The sequence below is a fragment of the Allobosea psychrotolerans genome (assembly GCF_002917105.1).
In the GTDB taxonomy this organism is placed as follows: Bacteria; Pseudomonadota; Alphaproteobacteria; order Rhizobiales; family Beijerinckiaceae; genus Allobosea; species Allobosea psychrotolerans.
Map to the genome: position 1 here is coordinate 69,834 of NZ_PQFZ01000006.1, position 23,877 is coordinate 93,710.

A 23,877-nucleotide genomic window follows, 5' to 3' on the forward strand; every position below is an offset into this window, starting at 1 on the left:
AGCGTTTTCGAGCGAAGTGGACACCGGCTCGCGTGAAGAAACAAAGCAAGAATCTACGCTCAGATGAAGAACTCGTTCCTCAGTTCCTGCGGAAAAAGCCGCTCGGCATAGAGCTTTCGAAAGCGCTCGGCGCCAATCGATGCCGCGACGTCCTGATTCAATCTCAGGATCGAAAGGACATGCCCGGTCCGAACGCCGAAGGGATTTGACGTCAGCATCGGGTCGATGCGCAGATCCTTCAGCATCCCCTGCTCGCCGGCCGCGCCCGATTTATCGTGTTCCTGCTTGAAATGGGCGATATGCCGAATTGTCTCTTCACCGCAGACGCCGTCGACCTTGAGTTGTCTGCCGCTGCTCGGAATGAAATTGTACTGTTCGCCGTCGAGCTTCTGCGGCTGATCCTGAAGCAGCCGGATGAAGAACTGGACGAGCAGGACGTCGCCCCGCCTGTTGGGGCAGCCTCGACCGACAGCCAGGTCGATGAGGTACATGATCTGGAGTGTGCTCGTCTCTCGGCTCAGAAGCTTGAGGCGCGGCATGGCTTTTCACTCCAAACCCATCGCGCCCCGATAATAGCAGAACGCGCGCCGGCTGAATACGAGCCGGCGCACGTTCTGCGAAGGAGCGTCTCTGCCTATCTCAAACCGCAGTTTGCGCCGGCTCGCCCTCGGCGTCGAACCCGGTCTCCTTGTCCAGAATCGCGTACATGCGTTTCTCGTCGAGCGAGTTCTCCCATTTCGAGACCACGATGGTGGCGACGCCGTTGCCGATCAGATTGGTCAGCGCGCGTGCCTCCGACATGAAGCGGTCGATGCCGAGGATCAGCGCGATCGAGGCCACAGGGATATGGCCGACCGAGGCCAGCGTCGCCGCCAGCACGATGAAGCCCGAACCGGTGACGCCGGCCGCCCCCTTCGAGGTCAGCAGCAGCACCGCGATGATGCCGATCTCCTGCGAAAGCGTCAGGTCGATATTGGTCGCCTGTGCCAGGAAGATCGCGGCCATGGTCAGGTAGATGCAGGTACCGTCGAGATTGAAGGAATAGCCGGTCGGGATGACGAGGCCGACGACGCTCTCCTTGCAGCCGAGATGGCTCATCTTGGCGATCATGCGCGGCAGCACGCTCTCGGACGACGAGGTGCCGAGCACGATCAGGAGCTCTTCCTTGATATAGGCGATGAACTTGATGATCGAGAAGCCGGTCAGCCGCGCGATCGTGCCCAGCACGATGAAGATGAAGAGCAGGCAGGTGGTGTAGAAGGCCGCCATGAAGCTGCCGAGCGAAACAAGCGTGCCGACACCGAACTTGCCGATGGTGAAGGCCATCGCGCCGAAGGCGCCGATCGGCGCCGCCTTCATGATGATGCCGACGATCTTGAAGAAGACCAGCGAGATGTCGTCGACGAATTTCAGCACCGGCTTGCCGCGCTCGCCGATCATTTGCAGGCCGAAGGCGAAGAGCAGGGCGAAGAACAGAACCTGCAGGATTTCACCATTGGCGAAGGCCCCGACCACCGTCTCGGGAATGATCGCCATCAGGAAGGCGACCGTGCTCTGGTCGTGCGCCTTGGCCGTGAAAGCGGCGATGCCCGAGGTGTTGATCGTGTTGACGTCGACATTCATGCCGACGCCCGGCTTCCAGAGATTGATCACGACGAGACCGACGACGAGCGCCAGCGTCGTGACCAGCTCGAAATAGAGCAGCGCCTTGAGGCCGACCCGGCCGACCTTCTTCATGTCGTCCATCGAGGCGACACCGTGGACGACAGTGAGGAAGATGATCGGCGCGATGATCATCTTGATCGCCTTGATGAAGGCATCGCCGAGCGGCTTCATCGCCTCGCCGGTCTGCGGGTAGAAATGCCCGAGCAGAACGCCGATCGTGATCGCTGTCAGGACCTGCACGTAAAGATGGGTCCACCAGGGACCTTGATGGCCGCGCAAAGTTTCAGCAGTTGCCGTCGCCATGACCGTCCCTCCGGGCGCGCATCTGTTCCGATGCATCACGACAGCCGCTACGCCGATTTCGGCGGGACGACAAGATACCCCAACCAAACCGCCTGGCTGCTTGCGGACGGCGCCAGGCGCCGCCCGCGGTCACTCCGACATGCGCTGGGGCGCGGGCCAGCCGAGCTGACGTCCGACCTCGGTCGTGTGGCAGGCGGAGAGCGCAAGCAGCGCCAGCGCCGCGATCATGAAGCGTGTCATGCTGACCTCCGGGGTTGAGGAAGAAGGCCGCAGCGGCCTCCGGCCGCGATGTCTCAATCGTGATCGTCAAAGACCCGGCGGGCAAAGCCTTCGACCTGATCACGATGCGCGAACACGACGAGTCCGCTAAGCCCGAACAGCACGATTGCCGGGATCGGCGAGCCCGGGATGGCGAAGAGATGAGCCAGGGTGGCGCCAACCATGATGGCGGCGAGAAGCACGCCGCCGAAAGCGGCGAAGGTCCGAAGCAGGATCATGACCGCGCCGATCACCTCCAGCGTCCCGGTGACATAGCGGAACCACTGCCCCAAGCCGAGATGCTCGAAATTCTCGACCATCATCGGCACGCCTGCGAGCTTGGCGCCGCCAGCCGCGAGGAAGACCAAGGCAAGCAGAGCCTTGAGGCTCCATAGACCGATCCGCCGCCAGCGCGGCATCGTCTCAACCTGAGTGAGTGACATGAATCCCTGCCGAATAGGGGTGAAACCGGGAGGAAAACGGCCCTTGACCGACCACTTCCTTCACTCACAATTCGGATGCAGGATTGAAAACACAAGAAGGATGCTTTTTGTAACGTAGTATGAAAAACAAGACTATTGGGACCCCAGATCTGATCGACAGCGCCGAATCCGACACGGATTCAAAGGCCTGCGAGGGCGCGCCGCCAGTCCGGCAATTTCAGGCGGCGATGCGCATCCTGACCGGCAAATGGAAGGGCGAGATCCTCTGGCAGCTCACCCAGGGAACCTTGCGCTTCGGCGAATTGCGCCGGGCGATCCCCGGCATCACCCAGCACATGCTGACCGCTCAGCTGCGCGAGCTGGAGCGACACGGCCTCGTCAAGCGCACGCTCTATGCTGAGGTGCCGCCGCGCGTGGAATACGAGCTCACCAAAGCCGCCTTCGATCTGCGGCCGGTTTTCGAGGCGATCCAGCGCTGGTCGGAGGCGCATGCGATCATATTGCACGACGCCGCAGACGCGGCCGAACCGCATGGCGGGCTGGCACGCCCGCGCCGCCGGAAGCCGTGAACGGGAAAGGCTGCGCCTCGCGAGAGAGCGCAGCCATGCCGCCCCTCACTCCGCCGCCTGCGGAGCCGTGAGCACGCCGCGCCGGATCTGGTCCTCCTCGATCGATTCGAACAAGGCGCGGAAATTGCCCTCGCCGAAGCCGTCATCGCCCTTGCGCTGGATGAACTCGAAGAAGATCGGTCCGAGCACCGTGCCGGAGAAGATCTGCAGCAGGACCTTGCTCATCCGGCCCTCCTTCTCGCCGAGAGCGACCGCACCCTCGCCATCGATCAGGATGCCGTTCGCCTTCAGCCGCTCGACCGGCTCGCCATGGCCCGGCACGCGCGCATCGACCTTCTCGTAATAGGTCTCAGGGGGAGCCGGCATGAAAGGCAGCGCGTTGCGGCGCAATTGCTCGACGGTGGCGTAGATGTCGCGCGCGCCCATCGCGACATGCTGGATGCCCTCGCCCTTGTATTGGCGCAGGTACTCCTCGATCTGGCTCTTGTCGTCGAGCGACTCGTTGATCGGGATGCGGATCTTGCCGCAGGGCGAGGTCAGGGCCCGCGAGATCAGCCCGGTCAATTTACCTTCGATGTTGAAGAAGCGGATCTCGCGGAAATTGAACAGCTTGCCGTACCAGCCGGCCCAATGGTCCATGCGCCCACGATGGACGTTGTGGGTGAGGTGGTCGAGATAATACAGCCCGGCTTGCTCGGGATGGGGGTCGCGCTCACCGAGCCACTCGAAATCGACGTCCCAGATCGAACCCTTCTCGCCATAGCGATCGACGAAATAAAGGATCGAGCCGCCGATGCCCTTCACCGCCGGTATCGCCAGCTCGCCGGGGCCGACCTTGCTCTCATAGGGCTCGGCGCCGAGCGAAACCGCGCGCGCGAAGGCATGTTTGGCGTCGACGACGCGGAAGGCCATGGCGCAGGCGCAAGGGCCGTGCTCGACCGCAAAGCGCTGGGCGAATGAGTTCGGTTCGGCGTTGACGACGAAATTGACGTCGCCCTGACGGTAGAGCGTCACCTTCTTGGAGCGGTGCTGCGCAACCCGCGTGAACCCCATCCTCTCGAACAGCTCGCCCAGCTTCTCCGGCTCGGGATGAGCGTATTCGACGAATTCGAAGCCATCCGTTCCCATCGGATTGGCCTCGGAGATGGCGGGCGGGGCAGCATCGAACGGAAACGGACCCATGAACATTCTCCTCCAGATTGCCTGCCATCATCCTCGCGCGTGAACTCGGCACAAAGCGTGCAAAGCCCCTTGCATAGCTGCAGGCTGCGCACAGAATACGCGCATGCGAGGGACATGATGCAAATACCGCCCAATCTCGACAGCTTCGACTGGCGCCTGCTCGAGGCGCTCCAGCAGGATGCATCGCTGACCAACGGCGCCCTGGCCGAGAAGGTCGGCCTGTCCGCGAGCCAGATCTCGCGGCGGCGGCAGAGGCTCGAGCAGGACGGCACGATCCGCGGCTACCGCGCGCTGATCGAGCCTTCGGCCGTCGGGCTCGGCATCACCGTCTTCATCCATGTCGCGCTCAACACGCATTCGCGCGACAATGCGCGGCGCTTCCGCGACCTGGTCCGGCTGACGCCGGCAATCCTCGAGGCCCATGCCCTGACGGGGGAAGCCGATTACCTGCTCAAGGTCGCCGTCGGCGATCTCAAGGAATTGTCGCGCTTCATCAACGAGATCCTGATGCCGCATGAGAGCGTGGCGCGCCTGCGCTCCGAAATCGCGCTGGAGACCCTGAAGGAGCCTGGCCTGCTGCCGCTGCCCGGGCCTTGATCTCGTCATGCTTCCTTCACATGGCGTGCCCAGAGCGAGGTCAATGCAAATAAGCGGAAACCGGTTTTTCGCATTGATCCTGCTGCCACTCTTCTGGCCGTTGTGTGAGCCCTGGCTTGCGTGCAGGCTGAATGACGATGTCGACCAAAGCCTTGCGAAGGAGCCGACCATGTTCAACGCGAAATCACTTCTCGATGCGCTCGTCAGCGCCGGCAGCCAGGCCGGCCAGCAAGGTGGACAGACCGGGGGCCTCGGCGCCGTGCTCGGCAATCTCGCGCAGCAGGCGGGCAGCGCCGGGGGCCTGGGCGGGCTCGTCGGCAGCGTCTTCGGTCAGGCGACGCAAGGCGTGCAGGACGCCGCACAGCAGACCGGCGCACAGCAGAAGGCCAGCGACATCCTGAGCCAGATCTCCGGCGGCAAGACGCCGGACCAGCTGCTCGAACAGGCCAAGGGCATGTTCAACGCCAATCCGGCCGTGGCGACGGCGGTGCTGGGCGGGCTCGGCGCGCTGGTCTTCGGCTCCTCGGCGGGGCGGGCCGTCGTCGGCTCCGCCGCCAGGCTGGGCGGCCTCGCGCTGATCGGCGGGCTCGCCTACAAGGCCTATCAGAACCATCAGGCCGGCAAACCACTGCTCGACACGCAGGAGCCGGTCCAGCCGGCTCCTGCCGGCACCGGCTTCGAGCCCGCGGCGGCGACCGAGGCGACGGCGCTGATCTTCATCCGCGCGATGATCGCGGCGGCAGCCGCCGACGGGGCGATAGACGAAGACGAGCGCAAGAGCATTCTCGGTGGCCTGCGCGAAGCCGGCTTCGATCCCGAGGCCAATGAGTGGCTCGCCAATGAAATGGCGCATCCGGCCTCGGTCGACACCTTGGTCGAGGGTGCAACCAGCCCCGAATTGGCGGCGCAGATCTATACGGCGGCGCGCATCGCCATCAATCCCGACACGGCCAGGGAGAAGGACTTCCTCGCCGGGCTGGCGGGCTCGCTCGGGCTCGACGCCGAGCTGGTCGCCAATATCGACGCCGCCGCAAGCGCCGCGAAGGTCTAGAGCAGGATGCGCAAAAGCGGGAACCGGTTTTCGCATCAATCCTGCTCTAACCTTTTGATCAGAGACGGATTCAGATGTCAGGTGGGATCACCAAGCGCTCCCGTCTGACATCATCCGGCTCTAGCCGCCGACGCAGATCCGCGGTGCGTCGAGCACGGATTGACCATCCGGCTGATCGGGCCGACCTATGCGAGATGCAGCCCCCCTCCCCGCATTGGTCGGCGCGCCTGCCATTCTATTATGGCTGGCTCATCATCGGCATCGCCTTCGTCACCATGGCGGTCGCCGTCAGCGCGCGCACGGCGTTCTCGCTGCTGCTGCCGCCGCTGATCGACGAGTTCGGCTGGGATCGCGGGCTGGCATCGGGCGCCTTCTCGTTTGGCTTCCTGCTTTCGGCCGCGACCAGCACATTTGTCGGCCGCGTCATGGACAAGCATGGCCCGCGCGTCGTGATCGAGACAGGCGTGGCGATGCTGGCAGCGGGCATGCTGGTCGCACCCGCGATCAGCGCGGCCTGGCACCTTTACCTGACGCTCGGCGTGCTCGTCGGCTGCGGCGCCAATCTGATGAGCTTCTCGGCACAGTCGCTGTTCCTGCCGAACTGGTTCGTGCGCCGCCGGGCCTTTGCGATCAGCATCGCCTTTTCCGGCGTCGGCGTCGGTGCGGTGCTGCTGCTGCCCTGGCTGCAATCGATCATCAGCCGGGAGGGTTGGCGCGCCGCCTGCTGGATCATGGGCCTGCTCGTGCTGCTGGTCCTCGGTCCGCTCAACCTGCTCGTTCGGCGACGGCCGCAGGATCTCGGCCTGCTGCCGGATGGCGAGACGGGCACAGCCGGCACCGGCGCGGCGCGGCGTGCGGCGGCCGTGGTCGATCCGGCCTGGGTCGCCAGCGAATGGACGCTGGCGCGGGCGCTGCGCACGGCGCGCCTCTGGTGGATCATGCTCGGCTATTTCTGCGCATTGGTTGCCTGGTATGCCGTGCAGGTCCATCAAACCAAATACCTGATCGAGGTCGGCTTCACCCCACTCACGGCCGCCTGGGCGCTCGGGCTGGTCAGCGCCGTCGCCATCCCCGGTCAGATCGGCCTCGGCGCCCTGTCCGATCGCATCGGCCGCGAATGGATCTGGATGGTGGGCTGCCTGGGCTTCGCCATCTGCTATGCCGCGCTGATCGCGCTGGAGCACAGCCCGTCGCCCGTCCTGCTCTATGTAATGGTGATCGCGCAGGGTTTCCTGGGTTACGCACTCGCCTCGGTGATGGGCGCGATCGTCGCCGAAATTTTCGAAGGGCCACATTTCGGGGCGATCTTCGGGACAGTCACCGTGGCGCTGCTCGGTGGCGGCGCTGTCGGGCCCTGGCTGGCGGGCGCGATTCACGATGCGACCGGCAGCTACCGCCTGGCCTTCCTGCTGGCGATCGCCTGCTGCTTCGTCTCGGCGGCGGCGATCTGGCTGGCGGCGCCGCGACATGTGCGGCTGGTGCCCGGACGCGTCGGGCGACGGCCTTTGGCCGCGGAGTGAGCGCCATAAGCCCGGCGAAGCGTCACTCCGGTGCGCGTGGCGCCCCGAACGGCTTCGCCGCGCGAGCCCCTCGCAATGACGACTGGCGGCTCAGTGGGCCGCGGATTCCGAGAACAGGTTGATGACGATCACCCCGGCGACGATCATGGCCATGCCGATCATCGCCGGGGCATCGAGTTTCTGGCCGAACAGCACGAGCGCGATCAGGCTGATCAGCACGATGCCGACGCCGGACCAGATCGCATAGGCGATGCCGACCGGGATGGTGCGCAAGGTCAGCGACAGGAAGTAGAAGGCGCTGGCGAAGGCGATCCCGGTGATCAGCGAAGGCACGAGCCGCGTGAACTCGTTCGACGCCTTCAGCGCCGAGGTGCCGATGACCTCGCTGACGATGGCGATCGCGAGATAGAGATAGCTCATGCGGCCGAACTCCTGGCCCGCTTCCGCGAGCGCTCGGTGGTCTTCAGGAAGAGGCGCAGCCATCAGCGCCCAGGACATCCGGGCATGGGACGATGTCTTGCGTCGACCCGTGGGACGATCAAGGCGCGCGGCGCGTGCCCTGATCATCCTCGAAGACCGGCCTGAAGAAGGAGCGCTCATAGCTGAGGATGAAGCGGTCCTTCTCGTTCATCGCGAAGGCAGCCTGGCATTCGGGATCGTCGAAGGAGCGCTTGCGATAGTCCTCATAGGCTGCCAGCGAGGGGAAGCTGAACATCGCCAGCGCTACGTTGGAGACGCCCTCCGACGGCATGAAATAGCCGTGATGCTTGCCGCCGAATTTCTCGACGAGGCGGATCCAGAGCTTGCCATAGGCCTCGAAGGCGGGCAGCTGATAGGGGTCGACGATATAGCGCAGATGGCAGGTGATCATTGTCAGCTCGCCTTCGCACTCGTGAGGAAGTCGCCCATCCGCACCAGCGCCCGCTCGATATTCTCCAGCGAGTTCGCATAGGACAGCCGGATATAGCCCTCGCCATGGACGCCGAAATCGGGCCCGCCGATGGTGGCGACGCCAGCCTCCTCGAGCAGCGCCGAAGCCAGCTTCTTCGCCTTCCAGCCGGTCTGCGAGACGTTCGGGAAAGCGTAGAACGCCCCCTTCGGCACGGCGCAGGAGACGTTGGGCAAGGCGTTCAGCCCCTTGACCACGGCCTTCCGGCGCCGATCGAACTCGGCCAGCATCATATGGACGGCGTCCTGCGGGCCGGTCAGGGCCGCGAGCCCGGCCCATTGCGCCGGCGCGTTGACGCAGGAATGCGAGTTCACCGCGAGCTTGCGGGCGTTCTCGTAAAGCGGCTTGGGCCAGACCGAGAAGCCCAGGCGCCAGCCGGTCATGGCATAGGTCTTCGACCAGCCATTCAGGAGGATCAATCGATCGCGGATTTCCGGATAGCTCAGCAGGCAGACATGCTTCTCGCCGTCATAGAGCATCTGGTCGTAGATCTCGTCCGACATCACCGCGACATCGGGGAAATCAGCCAGCCCGGCGACGAGCTTGTCGACTTCCGCTTTCGGCGTGACGCCGCCGGTCGGGTTCGCCGGAGAGTTGATGATCAGGAGCCGCGTCTTCGGCGTGATCAGCGAGAGCGTCTCCTCCGCCGAGAAGGCAAAACCGTTCTCCTCGCGGATCGGCACCGGAACCGGAGTGGCTCCCGTGTATTCGATCATCGAGCGATAGATCGGGAAGCCGGGATCGGGATAGAGGATCTCGGCGCCGGGTTCGCCGAACATCAGGATCGCCATGAACATGGTGACCTTGCCGCCCGGCACGATCATCACTGCCTCCGGCGAGACCTCGACCTGGAAGCGCTTGTACAGATCGGCCGCGACCGCCTCGCGCAGGGGCAGGATGCCGTTGGCCGGGGTATAGCCGTGATGCCCGTCGCGCAAAGCCTTCACCGCCGCCTCGACGATGTGGTCCGGCGTCGGGAAATCGGGCTGGCCGATGCCGAGATTGATGATGTCCTTGCCCTGGCGCTGCAATTCGGTCGCACGCGCCAGCACGGCGAAGGCGTTTTCCTCGCCGAGGCGGGCGAAGGACGGGACGACATGGAGCGTCATGACGGCGTTTCCTTAGGGCAGATAGTGGTCGATGCGGCCAGCTCTCATCGGGGCCTTGGCTTTGTCTTGGCCGCAAAGCCGCGTGCGACGCAAGTGGCGCATGCGAGCCGCAGGATTGCGCCAGTCGCTGGCCCGCCCCCGTATCCCCGGCACTTGTCACGCTGGGCCGCCGGGCCTTTCCTGCAGGTTCGCGAGATCGAGCGCCCGGCATTGGCGAGCGTTTCTGCATGCTGTATGCAGCAATCTCCAATAGTATGATTATCTGCGTCCAGGCCTCTTGCCGCGCCGCGGATCATCGGCAAAGTTGCGTGTCTCAAATCGTTTTAAAGAGACCGGCAAGCGGCCATCAGCGCCGCGCCGCGCGAGAGGAAAAGACGAGGATGGCCAAAGCACCTGCCGGCAAGAAGCCGGTCCGCAAGATCAAGCCCGAACAGCTGCGCTCGAAGGCCTGGTTCGACAACCCCGCCAATGCCGACATGACGGCGCTCTATATCGAGCGCACCATGAATTTCGGCTTGTCGCGTGACGAATTGCAGTCCGGCCGCCCGATCATCGGCATCGCCCAGACCGGCTCCGACATCGCGCCCTGCAATCGCCACCATATCGAGCTCGCCCATCGCGTTCGCGACGGCATCCGCGAGCGCGGCGGCGTGCCCTTCGAGTTTCCGATCCACCCGATCCAGGAAACCTGCAAGCGTCCGACCGCAAGCCTCGACCGCAACCTGCAATATCTCTCGCTCGTCGAGATCCTCTACGGCTACCCGCTCGACGGCGTCGTGCTGACGACCGGCTGCGACAAGACCACGCCGGCCCAGCTGATGGCCGCGGCGACTGTCGACATCCCGGCGATCGCCCTGCCCGGCGGCCCGATGCTGAACGGCAATTTCCGTGGCGAGCGCACCGGCTCCGGCACGATCGTCTGGAAGGCGCGCCAGATGATGGCCGCCGGCGAGATCGACTATAAGGGCTTCGTCGATCTGGTCGCGTCCTCGGCTCCATCTGCCGGCCATTGCAACACCATGGGCACGGCGACGACGATGAACTCGATCGCCGAGGCGCTCGGCATGACGCTGCCCGGCGCGGCCGCGATCCCCGCGCCTTACCGCGACCGCTATGAGATGGCCTATCTCACCGGTCTTCGCATCGTCGACATGGTCTGGGAGAATTTGATCCCATCGAAGATCATGACGCGCGAGGCGTTCGAGAACGCGATCGTCGTGAATTCCGCCATTGGCGGCTCGACCAACGCGCCGATCTCGGTCAACGCCATCGCCAAGCACATCGGCGTTCCCCTCGACAACGAGGACTGGACGGCAATCGGCTATGACATCCCGCTGCTGGTGAACCTGCAGCCCGCCGGCGAATATCTCGGCGAGGATTACTACCGCGCCGGCGGCGTTCCCGCCGTGGTCGCCGAGCTCGTCGCCAAGGGCAAGATCAAACCCGCCATCACCGCCAATGGCAAGACGCTGGCCGAGAATTGCGAGGGCTTCTTCGCCGAGGATCGCCGCGTCATCAAGGCCTATGACGAGCCGATGAAGGCCCATTCCGGTTTCCTCAATCTGCGCGGCAATCTGTTCGATTCCGCCATCATGAAGACCAGCGTGATCACGCCGGAATTCCGCAAGCGCTATCTCGAGAACCCGAAGGACCCCAACGCCTTCGAAGGCAAGGCGATCGTCTTCGACGGGCCGGAGGATTACCACCACCGCATCGACGACCCGGCGCTCGCGATCGACGAGCATTCGATCCTGTTCATCCGCGGCGTCGGTCCGGTCGGCTATCCCGGCGCGGCAGAGGTCGTGAACATGCGGCCGCCGGACTACCTGATCAAGAAGGGCGTCACCGCCTTGGCCTGCGTCGGCGACGGCCGGCAATCGGGCACCTCCGGCTCGCCCTCGATCCTGAACGCCTCGCCGGAAGCGGCGACCGGCGGCGGGCTCGCCCTGCTCAGGACCGGCGACAAGGTCCGCATCGACCTCAACAAGCGCAGCGCCGACATCCTGATCTCCGACAAGGAGCTCGAGGAACGCCGCGCCGCGTTGAAGGCTGCCGGCGGCTACAAATACCCCAAGAGCCAGACCCCCTGGCAGGAGATCCAGCGCAAGATCGTCGGCGAACTCTCCGAGGGCATGGTGCTGAAGCCGGCGGTCAAGTACCAGAAGATCCACAAGAAGTTCGGCGTGCCGCGCGACAACCACTGAACGTCAACGGCATCACGGGGAACCAAACCGTCATCCCGGATCGACGCCGCGACGCGGCTTGTCCGGGATGACCCGGTGTTTCCGTGCAGGAACGCTTCAACGTCGTCGGAGGCCTGCCCGATGCAGCTCACGCTGCGCCAGATCGAGGTGTTCCGGGCGCTGATGCGCTGCCGCACCGTGGTCGGCGCCGCCAGGGAGCTGCGCATCGCCCAGCCGACCGTAACCAAGACGATCCGGCGCATCGAGGACGTTTGCGCGCTCGCCCTCTTCGACCGGCATGGCGGCCGGCTTGTGCCGACGGCGGAAGCGCACCGGCTGCTCGGCGAAGTCGATCTCGCCTTCGAGCAGATGGAGGGCGCGCTCGCCCGCGCCCTGCGCATCACCCGCGCCGATGGCGGCTCTCTGCGCCTGGGAGCCTCGCCCAGCGTCGGGCGGCTCCTGGTCCCGCTCGCCACAGCCGATCTGCTGAAGGAGCATCCGGGCCTGAGCCTGCATGTCGATATCCTCTTCGTCAGCCAGGTGATGGACTATCTGCTTTCGGGCCAGGGCGAATGCGCCGTCACCCTGTTCCCGATCCTGCATGCCGGAATCCGCAGCGTGCCTGTCGCCAAGGCTCCGGTCATGGCGGTCGCGCCAAGGGACTGGCTGCCGGCCGGCGACGACCTGCTGGCGCCGTCCTGCCTGGCTGAAAAACCGATCATCGTGTTCGAGCCGCATTCCGTGCATGGTCTCGCCGTCGACGCCGTCTTGCGGGCGGGCGGCGTCACGCCGACGCGCACCCATGTCGCGCGCTTCGCCGAAACCGCGATCGGCCTGGCGGAAGCCGGCATCGGCGTCGCGATCGTCGATGCGTTCAGCGCGCTCGCAGCCGACCGGAGCCGGGTCGCGGTCAGGCGGCTCGACCATCCCCCGCCCTACGACATCTATCTGCATCGGCCGATCGAGCGCGCGCGCAGCCAATTGATGCAGCATTTCGAGATGGCCTTGCGGCAACAAGCGGCAGAACTCAGCGCGCAACCATAGCCTTTGGCTATATCGCACTCCAGATTTCGCCCTTGTAGCAACTCGCCATCGCTGGCTTTCTCGCCGCTAGAGCAGGATGCGAAAAAGTGGGTACCGGTTTTTCGCACCGATCCTGCTCTAACTCTTAGATGAGAGACGGATTCAGATTTCAGCTGAGATCACTCGATGATCCCAGCTGAAATCATCCGGCTCTTGAGCGTTTTCAAGCGAAGTGGGCACCGGTTCGCGTGAAGAAAACGCGTCAAAACAAAGAGCTGGAGCAACTGAATGATCCAATCGGATCGGAAATTGTTCTAGCGAAAAACAGAACTGATCCGGGGAGGATGACCATGACCGAATGCGACGGCGCCCATGGGTGCAATACGATCTCACGCCGCGCGGCTCTGACCGGCGCCCTGGCGATCCTGGGGAGCGCGACAGCGCGGCCCGCCTTTGCGCAGACCTATCCCACGCGCGTGATGCAGCTGATCGTGCCCTTCGCAGCCGGCGGTGGCGTCGATGTCGTAGTGCGTGTCGTGGCGGAAGCCGCCGGCGACATCCTCAAGCAGCGCCTCGTCATCGAGAACCGCGGCGGCGCCGGCACGGTGCTCGGCTCGCAGGCCGTCGCCAAGGCCGAGCCCGACGGCTACACGCTGCTCGCCGCGCCCACCACCATGGTGATCAACCCGGCGTTGCGCACCAGCCTGCCCTTCGACTGGAAGACCGATCTCGTCCCCGTGGCGATGATCGCCAAGCTGCCCTTCGTGGTGACATCGGGCTTGAAACTGCCGGCCACGACGATGAAGGAGCTCGAGGCGCTGGGCAAGACGCGCGGCACGCCGATCACCTTCGGCTCGGGCGGCGCCAACACCGTGGCGCATCTCGCCGGCGAGGTCTTCGGGCTCGTCTCCGGCGCTCCGGTCCTGCATGTCGCCTATCGCGGCGAGGCTCCGGCCCTGACCGATGCGATGAGCGGCAATATCGACGTGATGTTCTCGACGCTGGCCGGCGCCTCCGCTCATGTGAAGGCCGGGACCTTGCGGGCGCTCGGCGTCACCACGGCCAAGCGTACGCGCCTGCTGCCCGATATCCCGACCGTCGCCGAGCAGGGCTATGCCGGCTACGACCTCTCCGCCTGGGTCGCGCTTGTGGCGCCGAAGAACACGCCGCCCGCCGTGGTCGCGACCCTCAACGCGGCGGTGAACGGCGCCCTTGCCAAGCCGGAGATCACCGCCCGGCTGATCGAGATCGGCGCGGAACCTGCGCCCGACACCACCGAGGCGCTCGCAAGCTTCATGGCTAGGGATGCGCAGACCTGGGCCGGCGTGATCAAGGCAGCCGGCATCAAGGGCGAATAGAGCGTTTTCGCGCGAAGCGGATACCGGTTCGCGTCAAGAAAACGCGTTCAAACAAAGGCCTAGAGCGATTTCGACAGGGACGGGGGCATGCTAGCGCTTCGAAAACTCGCGCCCGAGCCGGGGATCGCCCTGTGCGAGGTTCCCGAACCGGCCGCGCCCGGCCCTGACGAAGTCGTCGTCGCGGTCGCGGCCGCAGGCATCTGCGGCACCGACCTCCACATCGCCGGCTGGACCGCCGGCTATGCCGCGATGGCGCAGGCGATGCCGGTGACGATGGGCCATGAATTCGCCGGCAGCATCGCCCGTCTGGGCGAGGACGTCTCGGACCTCAAGCTCGGCGACCGGGTCGTGATCCGGCCCTCTGTGGTCTGCGGCCAATGCCAGCGCTGCCGCACCGGACGGGCGGAGGATTGCGTCACGCGGCGCGGCATCGGCATCATGCGCGACGGCGGTTTCGCCGCCTTCGCCTGCATACCTGCCGAGAACTGCGTGCCGGTGCCCGAGGCACTCACCGACGCGCTCGCCGCCTTGACCGAGCCGATGACCGTCTCGGCCGAGGCTGTCGATACCGCCGGAGTGAAGCAAGGCGACAGCGTGCTCATCATCGGCCCCGGCACGATCGGCCAAGGCATCGCGCTCTTCGCCGAGGCGGCCGGCGCCAGCCGCATCGTCATCGCCGGACATGACGACGCCGCGCGCCTGGCGACCCTGCGCGAGATGGGCTTCGGCGATACGCTCGACACGGCCGGCATCTCGCTGCGCCAGGGCCTGGAACGGGCCGGATTGCCATTGTCCTATGACCGGATCATCGAGGCCGCCGGCGTGCCGACGCTTGTCGGCGAGGCGCTCGACCTGCTCGCTTTGCGCGGGGTCCTGACGATCTGCGGCATCCATGACAACCCGGCCACTGTCGATCTGACGACATTGGTCAGGCGCCACCAGCAGATCCGCGGCTCCTATCGCGCGCCCCTGGCGACATGGCCGCGCGTGCTCGGCTACCTCGCCGCGCATGGTGCGCGCGTCTCCCACATGATCACGGAGGAGGTCGCGCTGGCGCAGGCGCCGGCTGCCTTCGCGCGCGCCAAGAACCGATCCGCTTCCAAGATCATGCTGCGGCCATGACCGCGAACGGAGCTGGCATGGACTGGCGCGGAGCCGGCTTCCTCGTCATCGCCAATTCGGTCGAGCCGGCGGCGCTCGCAGACTACGAGGCCTGGCACAGCTTCGAGCATGTGCCGGAGCGTTTGACCATGCCCGGCTTCCTCGGCGGCCGGCGTTTCGTGCGCGGCCGCGGACAGGACCGCCGCTTCCTGACGCTCTACGATCTCGACAGCCCCGGCGCGCTGGAAACCCCGGAATATCGTCACTTGCTGGCGAATCCGACGCCGGCCTCGCGCCTCATGCGCCCGCTGATGGGCGACTTCCGCCGCTTCGTCTATCGCGAGCGCGCCCGCTTCGGCGCCGGCTGCGGCAGCCATCTCGGCTTTCTGCGCTGGGTGGCGCGCGAGGATGGCGTCCAGGACGACATCGCGGCTCTCGCGGCGATGATCGGGCAAAGCGGCATCGCCGCGCTGCGCATCGGAGCCTCCCAGGACACCCTGCCTCATCCCGCCTTCGCCCCCGACCCCGCCGCCTCGGTCCGGCACGCGGCCGCGATGCTGAGCGGAACCGATGGCGCCAGGCTGACGGCCACGCTCAAATCGATCGCCAATCGCCTGAGTGGGCCGGTGCTCGAACGCAGCGTCTATGATCTGATCCTCGCCTATTGAGGCTCATGCCTGAGGCGCATTCGGGGCGAGCGCTTGCGCATGAAAGGAAGGGCTGACAAGAGCGCTCTTGCCGGACAGTATGGCTGCCCCGAACAAGCCGATTTGAAACGATTTAAAATGGCCTACTCCCCTCAGGTCGACGCCTTTCGCAAGCTGCACGAGGCCGGCTGCTTCGTGATGCCCAACCCATGGGATCTCGGCTCGGCGCGCTGGCTGCGTGGCCAGGACTTCAAGGCGCTGGCGACGACGAGCGCGGGCTTCGCCTTCACGCAAGGCCGCGCCGACCAGGACGTACCGCGCGACATGATGCTCGCCCACATCGCCGAGATGGTGAAGGCGGTGCCGGATCTGCCGGTCAATGCCGATTTCGAGAACGGCTATGCCGATACGCCCGACGGCGTCGCGGCCAACACCAAGCTGTGCATCGCGACCGGGGTCGCCGGCCTCTCGATCGAGGACGCGACCGGCCGGCCGGATGAACCGCTCTACCCGTTCGCACTGGCGCTCGAGCGCATCAAGGCGGCGCGGCGGGCCATCGACGAGACCGGCTCCGGCGTGGTGCTGACGGCACGGGCCGAATGCTTCCTCACCGGCCACCCCGATGCGCTGACCGAAGCGGCGCGGCGCATCGCGGCCTATGCCGAGGCCGGCGCCGACGTGCTCTATGCGCCGGGCCCGAAGACGAAGGACGAGATCGCGACGATCGTCGCGGCTGCCGGTGGCAAGCCGGTCAACCAGTTGATCTATGGCGATTTCGGCCTCACCGTGCCGGAGATCGCCGCGCTCGGCATTCGCCGCATTTCGATCGGCGGAGCCTTGGCGCGCGCAGCCTGGGCCGCCTTCATCGAGGCAACCCGGCTGATTCGGGACGAGGGCAGCTTCAAGGGTTTTGCCGGCAACGGGCCCTCCGCGCCGTTGAACCCGTTCTTCACCGCTGACCTGAAGGCCCGCTCGTGAGCGGCACGCTGTTGATCGCACCGGCCTGGCTCGGCCTGAGCGGCCTTTGGACGCTCGACGCCAGGGGCAAGCGCAAACCGGTCGATGCCGAGGATATCGGCCTGTCCGAGGACCTTGCGGACAGGCTGGAGGCCTGGATGGATGCCTTTGACGCGATCTATGAAGAAGACAACGAAGCCCGCTCGCGCTTTCCCGACGCCGTCGAACAATTGGCCTGGGAGGCCGAGGGCATAGCGCTGGCCGAGGCGATCCGCGAGGAGCTCGGTGCGAGCTGGACGGTGACGACGGATTTGAACGGCTGGCGGGAGACGACCCAACCATGACGACGCTGCTCGACTGGAAGGCCCCGCCCTTCCCGCCCGCCAAGGTGCTCGAAGGCCAGTATTGCCGGCTCGAGCCGATCGATCCCGCCCGCCATCTCGACGACATCTGGGCGGTGAACCAGGGTCACGACCACATCTGGGACTGGATGCCGGCCCATCCGCCGCAATCGCGCGAGAGCTATCGCGAATTGCTCGAGATGATGGCGAGCAAGGCCGGCATCGTGCCCTTCGCAGTCATCGACAAGGCTGACGGCAAGGCCAAGGGCCATCTCTGGTTGATGGAGATTCGTCCCGAGCACGGCGTCTTCGAAGTCGGCTACATCACCTATTCACCGCTGCTGCAGAAGACGCGCGTCGCCACCGAGGCGATCTATCTCTGCGGCGAATACGGCTTCTCGCTCGGCTATCGCCGCTTCGAATGGAAGTGCAACAACCTGAACGAGCCCTCCAAGCGCGCCGCCTTGCGCTTCGGCTTCCAATATGAGGGGCTGTTCCGCCAGCACATGGTGGTCAAGGGCAGGAACCGCGACACCGCCTGGTTCTCGATCCTCGACAGCGAGTGGCCGGTCCGCGCACAGGGCTTCCGGCGCTGGCTCGCGCCGGAGAATTTCGAAGCGAACGGCGCGCAGAAGCTCTCCCTCTCCGCCTTCAACCAGCCGACGGCGCTTGCCGGCACGGTCCCGCTGCGCCGCGCCACCACGAACGACATTCCGGCAATCCTGGCGCTGAAGAACGCGGCCTACACGCCCAATGAGAGCATCATCGGCGTGCCTTCGCTGCCGCGCATCGCCGATTATGCCCAGGTCGTCGCCGAGCACGAAGTCTGGCTGGCCGACGGTGCAAGCGGGCTCGAGGCGGCGCTCGTGCTTGAGATCGAGGACGGCAAGTTCACGCTCTGGAGCATCGCTGTCGCGCCCGAAGCGGCCGGGCGCCGGCTCGGCCGCGCGCTCATGGACTTTGCCGATGCGCGCGCCCGGGCGCTGCAATTCGACGCGGTCCACCTCTACACCCACGCCAAGCTGACCCAGCGCATCAGCTGGTACGAGCGGCTCGGCTACGTGATCACCCATCATCAGGAGTTGGCCGACCGGCGGCTCACTCATATGCGCAAGCAACTGCAAAAAGCCGGCTGAACAGGGACGAAATACCATGGCAGGACGTTTGAAGGGCAAGGTTGCGGTCGTCACCGCGGCCGGACAGGGCATCGGCCGCGCAATCGCCGAAGCCTTCGTCGCCGAGGGCGCGACGGTCTATGCGACCGACAAGGATGTCGCCTTGCTGGAGGGCATTCCGAAAGCGAAGAAGCGCAAGCTCGACGTGCTCTCGACCAAGGCGGTCGAGGCCTTCGCCGAGAAGGTCGGCACCATCGACATCCTCGTCAATGCCGCCGGCTTCGTGCATCACGGCACGATCCTGGAATGCGACGACAAGGCCTGGGAGTTCTCCTTCGACCTCAACGTCAAGTCGATGCACCGCACGATCAAGGCCTTCGTCCCCGGCATGCTCGCCGCCGGCAAGGGCTCGATCGTCAACATCGCCTCGGGCGCCGGCTCGGTGCGCGGCATTCCGAACCGCTATGTCTATGGTGCGACCAAGGCAGCCGTGATCGGCCTGACCAAGGCGGTGGCGGCCGACTACATCAAGAAGGGCATTCGCGCCAACGCGATCTGCCCGGGCACGATCCAGTCGCCCTCGCTCGATCACCGCATCAAGGACCTGGCTGCGCTGACCAAGACCAGCGAGGCTGCGGCCCGACAGGCCTTCATCGATCGCCAGCCCATGGGCCGGCTCGGCACGGCCGAGGAGATCGCCTGGCTTGCGGTCTATCTTGCCTCCGACGAGGCGAGCTACACCACCGGCCAGATCCATCTTGCCGATGGCGGCTTCGCGCTCTGACGCGCGGCACGAACTGAAGGACAAGACGATGCATATTCTCGTTCTCGGCGGCGCCGGCATGGTCGGCCGCAAATTCATCGAACGCCTGGCCCATAGCGGCGAGCTCGGCGGCAAGCCGATCGACAAGGTCACGGCGCAGGACGTCGTCGCCGCGACTGCGCCTGCGGCCTGCCCCTTCATCTTCGACGCCGTGGTCTCCGACCTCGCCAATGAGGGCGAGGCCGAAGCGCTGATCGCCTCGCGCCCGGAATTGATCGTGCATCTTGCTGCCGTCGTCTCCGGCGAAGCCGAGGCCGATTTCGACAAGGGCTACCGCATCAATCTCGACGGCACGCGCCATCTCTTCGAGGCGATCCGCAAGGCCGGCGACGGCTACAAGCCGCGCCTGGTCTTCACATCCTCGGTCGCCGTGTTCGGCGCGCCCTTCCACGACAAGATCGAAGACGAGTTCTTCACCACGCCGCTGACGAGCTACGGCACGCAGAAGGCGATCTGCGAATTGCTGCTGTCGGACTATAGCCGCCGCGGCTTCTTCGACGGCGTCGGCGTCCGCTTCCCGACGATCTGCGTCAGGCCGGGCACGCCCAACAAGGCGGCCTCCGGTTTCTTCTCCAACATCATCCGCGAACCACTCAACGGCATCGACGCCGTGTTGCCGGTTTCCGACCAGGTGCGCCATTGGCACGCCTCGCCGCGCTCGGCGGTCGGCTTCCTCACTCATGCCGCGACGATGGATACAGCCGCGATCGGCCCGCGCCGCAACCTGACCATGCCCGGCTATTCCTGCACCGTCGCCGAGCAGATCGAGGCCTTGCGCAAGGTCGCGGGTGATGGCGTCGTAGCGCGCATCAAGCGCGTGCCCGATCCGGTGATCGATGGCATCGTCGCCGGCTGGCCGCGCAATTTCGATCCGCAGCGGGCGACCGCGCTCGGCTTCACCGCTGAATCGAGCTTCGAGGAGATCATCCGCATCCATATCGAGGACGAACTGGGCGGAAACTTCGTCAGGTAAAGCCGCCTGTCTCCGCGCAGGTCAGGCACCCAAGCAAGAGAAAGGCCCCGGATCGCTCCGGGGCCTTTCCTGTTGTCATGCCGGGCAGGGCTCGCCGGATGCCGCCTCGATCTCCGGCGTCAGGTCGGGCGCATGCGCCCAGCCGCTCGAGCCCCAGCTCTTCAGCGCCGACCAGGTCGAACGGTCGAGCCGGAACTGCTCGCAGGGGAAGAGCCCGCCACGCGCCGGCAGCGACTTGAGGAACGAGCCCTCCTGCCGGAAGCCGGACTTCTCCAGCACACGGCGCGAGGCCGGGTTGATGACGCGGGTGTCGGCATCGATCGCCGGCACGTCGACAAGCGTGAACAGCGTGTCGATCAGCGCCTGCACGGCCTCGGTCGCAAAGCCCTTGCCCCAATACGGGGTGCCGAGCCAGTAGCCGATGAAGGGGATGCCCGTCGCCTGCTTATGCGCGCCGATCATGCCGATCAGCTCGTTGGGCTTGGCGCGCGGCGTGATCGCCAGCACGAGGTGCTCACCCAGCGCATTGCCCTTGCGCATCGCGAAGATGAAGGGTTCGACCGCCTCGACCGGATAAGGATGCGGAATCGCGGCCGTCATCTCGGCCACGGCTTTTTCCCCCGCGAGACGCAGGATGGCGGACGCATCGGCCATGCGGGTCCAGCGCAGCCAGAGACGGCGGGTCTCGAGCCGGAAGACATCGTCGCGGGTCAATTCGGGGAACATCGGTCTCTCCGTCGGCGCAAACGAAAAAGGGAGCTGGGATTTTGTCCCACCTCCCCTTTTCCTTGACCTTCGGGAAACCCGCTTAGGGTTTAGACCCTTGATCCGATCCGGTTCGGTGGAACCGGCGGATCGAGGAAATTCCCTATCCGCCGTTTATTCTGCGGCCTGTTGGGCCGGGACTACGTTCACGAAAGCTCGGCCGAGCTTCGTAATGAATCGGACGCGGCCGGACGTGAGCGCGAACAAGGTATGATCCTTGCCCATGCCGACGTTCACGCCCGCGTGCCATTTGGTTCCGCGCTGGCGGATGATGATGTTGCCGGGAACGACCGCCTGGTCGCCGAAGCGCTTCACGCCGAGGCGTTTGCTTTCGGAGTCGCGACCGTTGCGGGACGAACCGCCTGCCTTTTTGTGAGCCATAACGCCCTACCTCAAAAACTCTGTAGCCTGCTTAACCCGAATCGGCGGCAAAAGCCACCGGGTTCGGAGATGAAACTGCGGGGATGCCTGACAGGAGCTGTCAGTAATCCTCGCCGGACGCCAGTTCGGCCTGATCAGCCTTGGCCCGCGGGGGCTTGCCGGCCAGGAGTTCCTTGGCCTGCTCGACCCATTCTTCGCGGGTGGCGCGGCCGCGGAGCTTCAGCTCCTCGTCCCACTTGGCGACATCGGCCTCGCTCCAGGCGGCGATCTCGTTCCACGAGACGATGCCGGCGGCGCGCAGCTTCTTCTCGATGGTCGGGCCGACGCCCGAGATCAGCGAGAGGTTCGAAGCGTCGAGGCCCTCGGCCTTGGCAGCGCTCTTGGCGGCCTTCGGCTCGGCCTTGCCCTTGGTCGCGGGCGAGGCAGCCTTCAGCGCGACAGCCGAAGCATCGCCCTTCTTCATCTCCGGCTTCTTGCCGCCGGTGAGAATGTCGGTGATGCGCACGATCGTCAGCTCGGCGCGGAAGCCGCGCTTGCGCTTCGAGTTCTGGCGGCGGCGCTTCTTGAAGGCGATGACCTTCTCGCCGCGCGCCTGCTTGACGATCTCGCCGGCGACGGTGATGTCGCCGAGGAAGGGCGCGCCGACGGTCGACTTCTCGCCATCGGTCAGCATCAGCACCTCGCCGAAGGCGACGGTGTCGCCAGGCTCTCCAACGAGCTTGGCGATGGTGATTTCATCGTTCGCGGCGACGCGGAACTGCTTGCCGCCGGTTTTGATGACTGCGAACATCATTGTTCTCCATGTTCAGCCCTGCCCTGTCATGGCCCCCGGAGGGGGCGCACGCGGGACAGCTTTTTGGCAGTCGGTTGCGTGGTTTGGTTTGCTCTGTCGGGTGCGGCACGCGAAACGCGAAACCAGAACGCCAAAAGAGATCGGGCGCGGGTTTCCCCACGCCGGACGAGGCTCGATAGTCCTTGGGCTAGGCGAGGTCAAGCAAAAGCACGCCGAGCTTGCCGATTTATGACGCTGCCTAGGCTTGTCTCCGCCCGATGTGGCGTGTAGTAACCAGCCCGCTTCGACGAAGTGCGACCGCGGACAGGTGGCAGAGTGGTTGAATGCACCGCACTCGAAATGCGGCATACCCGCAAGGGTATCGGGGGTTCAAATCCCTCCCTGTCCGCCATTCACTGCCGATCGCCGTCTTATGGGCAGCTGGTTAGACGGTTTGCCCGGTTGCTCTGCTCTCGATGAATTTCACCGCAGCGGTGATTCCATCTTCCTGTTGGATCGCGATGCCGAGAGTGGATGCCCGGTGGCGCATCTGCTGGTCGTCCATCGCGGCAATCGCCGCCGCGAGGCTTTCGACTGACAAAGTTTTTCGGTTGAGAACCTGAGGGCCTACGCCCAGCTCCGCGATACGCCTTCCCCAGAACGGCTGATCGCCGAAGAACGGACAGATGGCAGTGGGTTTACCTGCGCGGAGAGACGCCGCGGTGGTTCCAGCGCCACCATGATGGATGGTCGCTGCAACCCGCGGAAACAACCTGTCGTGCGGCGCACCAGCGATGATGTGGACGTTGCCAGGTACGTCCCGCGCCTCCAGTGCCCCGCCACCAGTCGCTAGCAAACCGCGTTTGCCGGTTTTCGCGAGAGCCTCGATGATGATCGTAGTCATTCTCCCGGGATCGAGCCCGGGCATGCTGCCGAAGCCGATATAGATCGGCGGCTCACCGGCATCGAGGAATGCCGTCAACGCGTCGGGCGGTCGCCACGTCTCGCTGTCGAGGAACCAATAGCCGCTGACGAGCACATCGCGGCCCCAATCGGGCGGAACCGGAACGACATGCGGACTATAGGCATAGAGAGAGCCCAAGGACGCGCCAGCATCAGAACGGCGGTGCGCGAGCCCCAGCGATGTTTCCCGCCAGTCGCGAATCTGCTTGCCGAACAGGAAATCCGCCCCCTTGATCGCTAGCGCATGACTGGCGCGGTTCAGCGGCCCCAGGGAAGCAAACGGAAGCATGGGGCTGGGAAAGGCCGAGGTTGGCGTAAAGCCCGGCAGCGGCGATGCAAGCATGTGCGGACATGCAAGGGCTTCGGCAATGTGTGGCGCCGCAATCGACTTGGGATGGTGGACGATCACATCGGGGTCGAAAGCCTTGACGGCGGCCCACTCGTCATCCAGCAGGCGCCGCATCAGCGGACGCACATGCTTCAAGAGTTTGAGCCCGGCGCTGAAGCCTCGACCGCCAGCTATCGCAGCTTTGCCTTCCGGCGAGTCCATCAGCGCCAGGAACTCACCTGGAAGCGCAGCAAAGGCGATGCCGTATTCGCGAACCATGACGTCGAACTGGACGGGTCCTGCTATCTGTACCTCATGACCACGCCCGACTAACCCCAACGCAAGCGCGATATAGGGCTGCACGTCGCCTCTGGTGCCGAGTGTCTCGATTGCTACGCGCACCCGGCTTCCTCTTTATCATGCCATCAGGTTGATCGATCCAAAGACAGTAGCGTCCTGGCTACCTCCCGGTCCTATAGCGTAGACATGGCGCCCATCGTC

General features: G+C 65.2%; 25 protein-coding genes and 1 tRNA gene. 15 read left to right on the forward strand and 11 right to left on the reverse strand.

Annotated features, from left to right (window positions below; translation table 11 throughout):
• Positions 1 to 59 precede the first annotated feature (59 nt).
• The 3 genes from CYD53_RS12275 to CYD53_RS12285 all read right to left on the reverse strand — a co-directional run bounded on the left by CYD53_RS12275 (position 60) and on the right by CYD53_RS12285 (position 2,669).
• Positions 60 to 539, reverse strand: a complete 480-nt coding sequence (locus tag CYD53_RS12275) for a hypothetical protein (RefSeq protein ID WP_103718382.1) — start codon at positions 537 to 539, stop codon at positions 60 to 62.
• A 100-nt stretch (positions 540 to 639) separates the two neighbouring features.
• The gene (locus CYD53_RS12280; RefSeq protein WP_181011835.1) at positions 640 to 1,968 is read right to left on the reverse strand and encodes a dicarboxylate/amino acid:cation symporter; all 1,329 of its coding nucleotides are present in this window, start codon (positions 1,966 to 1,968) and stop codon (positions 640 to 642) included.
• Positions 1,969 to 2,261: 293 nt separating this feature from the next.
• Positions 2,262 to 2,669 (reverse strand): DoxX family protein, encoded by a 408-nt coding sequence (locus tag CYD53_RS12285; RefSeq protein WP_103718384.1) that lies wholly within the window; start codon positions 2,667 to 2,669, stop codon positions 2,262 to 2,264.
• 227 nt (positions 2,670 to 2,896) lie between these two features.
• On the opposite strand from CYD53_RS12285, the gene CYD53_RS12290 reads away from it, so the two are divergent.
• Positions 2,897 to 3,238 carry a winged helix-turn-helix transcriptional regulator gene (locus CYD53_RS12290; protein WP_210202334.1) on the forward strand — a complete coding sequence of 114 codons (342 nt, stop codon included), beginning with the start codon at positions 2,897 to 2,899 and terminating at the stop codon, positions 3,236 to 3,238.
• 45 nt (positions 3,239 to 3,283) lie between these two features.
• Here CYD53_RS12290 and hppD read toward each other — a convergent pair whose 3' ends face one another.
• Complete coding sequence (gene hppD, locus CYD53_RS12295; RefSeq protein WP_103718608.1) at positions 3,284 to 4,420, reverse strand: 4-hydroxyphenylpyruvate dioxygenase; 1,137 nt, start codon at positions 4,418 to 4,420, stop codon at positions 3,284 to 3,286.
• A 117-nt stretch (positions 4,421 to 4,537) separates the two neighbouring features.
• Between hppD and CYD53_RS12300 the strand changes: the two genes are divergently transcribed.
• From CYD53_RS12300 to CYD53_RS12310, 3 genes are all read left to right on the forward strand, one after another.
• A complete protein-coding gene (locus tag CYD53_RS12300; protein WP_103718609.1) occupies positions 4,538 to 5,017 on the forward strand; it encodes an Lrp/AsnC family transcriptional regulator in 480 nt (159 codons plus the stop codon).
• Between the two features lie 169 nt (positions 5,018 to 5,186).
• Positions 5,187 to 6,068 carry a tellurite resistance TerB family protein gene (locus CYD53_RS12305; RefSeq protein WP_181011836.1) on the forward strand — a complete coding sequence of 294 codons (882 nt, stop codon included), beginning with the start codon at positions 5,187 to 5,189 and terminating at the stop codon, positions 6,066 to 6,068.
• A 194-nt stretch (positions 6,069 to 6,262) separates the two neighbouring features.
• Positions 6,263 to 7,588, forward strand: a complete 1,326-nt coding sequence (locus tag CYD53_RS12310; protein ID WP_103718387.1) for an MFS transporter — start codon at positions 6,263 to 6,265, stop codon at positions 7,586 to 7,588.
• 90 nt (positions 7,589 to 7,678) lie between these two features.
• Here CYD53_RS12310 and CYD53_RS12315 read toward each other — a convergent pair whose 3' ends face one another.
• From CYD53_RS12315 to CYD53_RS12325, 3 genes are all read right to left on the reverse strand, one after another.
• Positions 7,679 to 8,008: an SMR family transporter gene (locus tag CYD53_RS12315; RefSeq protein WP_103718610.1), complete on the reverse strand. Its 330-nt coding sequence runs from the start codon at positions 8,006 to 8,008 to the stop codon at positions 7,679 to 7,681.
• A gap of 118 nt (positions 8,009 to 8,126) precedes the next feature.
• Positions 8,127 to 8,459: an NIPSNAP family protein gene (locus CYD53_RS12320; RefSeq protein WP_103718388.1), complete on the reverse strand. Its 333-nt coding sequence runs from the start codon at positions 8,457 to 8,459 to the stop codon at positions 8,127 to 8,129.
• A gap of 2 nt (positions 8,460 to 8,461) precedes the next feature.
• Complete coding sequence (locus CYD53_RS12325) at positions 8,462 to 9,646, reverse strand: pyridoxal phosphate-dependent aminotransferase (protein ID WP_103718389.1); 1,185 nt, start codon at positions 9,644 to 9,646, stop codon at positions 8,462 to 8,464.
• A gap of 380 nt (positions 9,647 to 10,026) precedes the next feature.
• On the opposite strand from CYD53_RS12325, the gene CYD53_RS12330 reads away from it, so the two are divergent.
• The 10 genes from CYD53_RS12330 to denD all read left to right on the forward strand — a co-directional run bounded on the left by CYD53_RS12330 (position 10,027) and on the right by denD (position 20,167).
• The gene (locus CYD53_RS12330; protein ID WP_103718390.1) at positions 10,027 to 11,850 is read left to right on the forward strand and encodes an IlvD/Edd family dehydratase; all 1,824 of its coding nucleotides are present in this window, start codon (positions 10,027 to 10,029) and stop codon (positions 11,848 to 11,850) included.
• Positions 11,851 to 11,970: 120 nt separating this feature from the next.
• Positions 11,971 to 12,873 carry a LysR family transcriptional regulator gene (locus CYD53_RS12335; protein WP_103718391.1) on the forward strand — a complete coding sequence of 301 codons (903 nt, stop codon included), beginning with the start codon at positions 11,971 to 11,973 and terminating at the stop codon, positions 12,871 to 12,873.
• Positions 12,874 to 13,202: 329 nt separating this feature from the next.
• Positions 13,203 to 14,210 (forward strand): Bug family tripartite tricarboxylate transporter substrate binding protein, encoded by a 1,008-nt coding sequence (locus CYD53_RS12340; protein WP_181011837.1) that lies wholly within the window; start codon positions 13,203 to 13,205, stop codon positions 14,208 to 14,210.
• A gap of 87 nt (positions 14,211 to 14,297) precedes the next feature.
• Positions 14,298 to 15,332, forward strand: a complete 1,035-nt coding sequence (locus CYD53_RS12345; protein ID WP_103718393.1) for a zinc-dependent alcohol dehydrogenase — start codon at positions 14,298 to 14,300, stop codon at positions 15,330 to 15,332.
• Positions 15,333 to 15,349: 17 nt separating this feature from the next.
• On the forward strand, positions 15,350 to 15,979 hold the full coding sequence (locus CYD53_RS12350) for a hypothetical protein (RefSeq protein WP_103718394.1): 630 nt from the start codon (positions 15,350 to 15,352) through the stop codon (positions 15,977 to 15,979).
• A gap of 117 nt (positions 15,980 to 16,096) precedes the next feature.
• The gene (locus CYD53_RS12355) at positions 16,097 to 16,936 is read left to right on the forward strand and encodes an isocitrate lyase/PEP mutase family protein (RefSeq protein WP_103718395.1); all 840 of its coding nucleotides are present in this window, start codon (positions 16,097 to 16,099) and stop codon (positions 16,934 to 16,936) included.
• Complete coding sequence (locus CYD53_RS12360) at positions 16,933 to 17,259, forward strand: hypothetical protein (protein ID WP_103718396.1); 327 nt, start codon at positions 16,933 to 16,935, stop codon at positions 17,257 to 17,259. The genes CYD53_RS12355 and CYD53_RS12360 overlap by 4 nt, the downstream gene beginning before the upstream one ends.
• Positions 17,256 to 18,392, forward strand: a complete 1,137-nt coding sequence (locus CYD53_RS30255) for a GNAT family N-acetyltransferase (protein ID WP_181011838.1) — start codon at positions 17,256 to 17,258, stop codon at positions 18,390 to 18,392. The genes CYD53_RS12360 and CYD53_RS30255 overlap by 4 nt, the downstream gene beginning before the upstream one ends.
• 16 nt (positions 18,393 to 18,408) lie before the next feature.
• Positions 18,409 to 19,155: an SDR family oxidoreductase gene (locus CYD53_RS12370; RefSeq protein ID WP_103718397.1), complete on the forward strand. Its 747-nt coding sequence runs from the start codon at positions 18,409 to 18,411 to the stop codon at positions 19,153 to 19,155.
• 28 nt (positions 19,156 to 19,183) lie between these two features.
• Entirely contained in the window at positions 19,184 to 20,167 is a 984-nt protein-coding gene (gene denD, locus CYD53_RS12375; RefSeq protein ID WP_103718611.1) for a D-erythronate dehydrogenase, read from the forward strand.
• 75 nt (positions 20,168 to 20,242) lie between these two features.
• Here the strand turns inward: denD and CYD53_RS12380 are convergent, their stop codons facing one another.
• The 3 genes from CYD53_RS12380 to CYD53_RS12390 all read right to left on the reverse strand — a co-directional run bounded on the left by CYD53_RS12380 (position 20,243) and on the right by CYD53_RS12390 (position 22,103).
• Positions 20,243 to 20,893: a GNAT family N-acetyltransferase gene (locus CYD53_RS12380; RefSeq protein ID WP_103718398.1), complete on the reverse strand. Its 651-nt coding sequence runs from the start codon at positions 20,891 to 20,893 to the stop codon at positions 20,243 to 20,245.
• Between the two features lie 153 nt (positions 20,894 to 21,046).
• Complete coding sequence (gene rpmA / locus CYD53_RS12385) at positions 21,047 to 21,313, reverse strand: 50S ribosomal protein L27 (protein ID WP_092171825.1); 267 nt, start codon at positions 21,311 to 21,313, stop codon at positions 21,047 to 21,049.
• 100 nt (positions 21,314 to 21,413) lie between these two features.
• Positions 21,414 to 22,103: a 50S ribosomal protein L21 gene (locus tag CYD53_RS12390; protein WP_103718399.1), complete on the reverse strand. Its 690-nt coding sequence runs from the start codon at positions 22,101 to 22,103 to the stop codon at positions 21,414 to 21,416.
• Positions 22,104 to 22,407: 304 nt separating this feature from the next.
• Between CYD53_RS12390 and CYD53_RS12395 the strand changes: the two genes are divergently transcribed.
• Positions 22,408 to 22,497, forward strand: a tRNA-Ser gene (locus CYD53_RS12395).
• A gap of 33 nt (positions 22,498 to 22,530) precedes the next feature.
• On the opposite strand, the gene CYD53_RS12400 is transcribed toward CYD53_RS12395, so the two are convergent.
• Positions 22,531 to 23,778, reverse strand: coding sequence for a glycosyltransferase (locus tag CYD53_RS12400; protein WP_103718400.1), 1,248 nt, complete (start codon positions 23,776 to 23,778; stop codon positions 22,531 to 22,533).
• Positions 23,779 to 23,877: the final 99 nt, after the last annotated feature.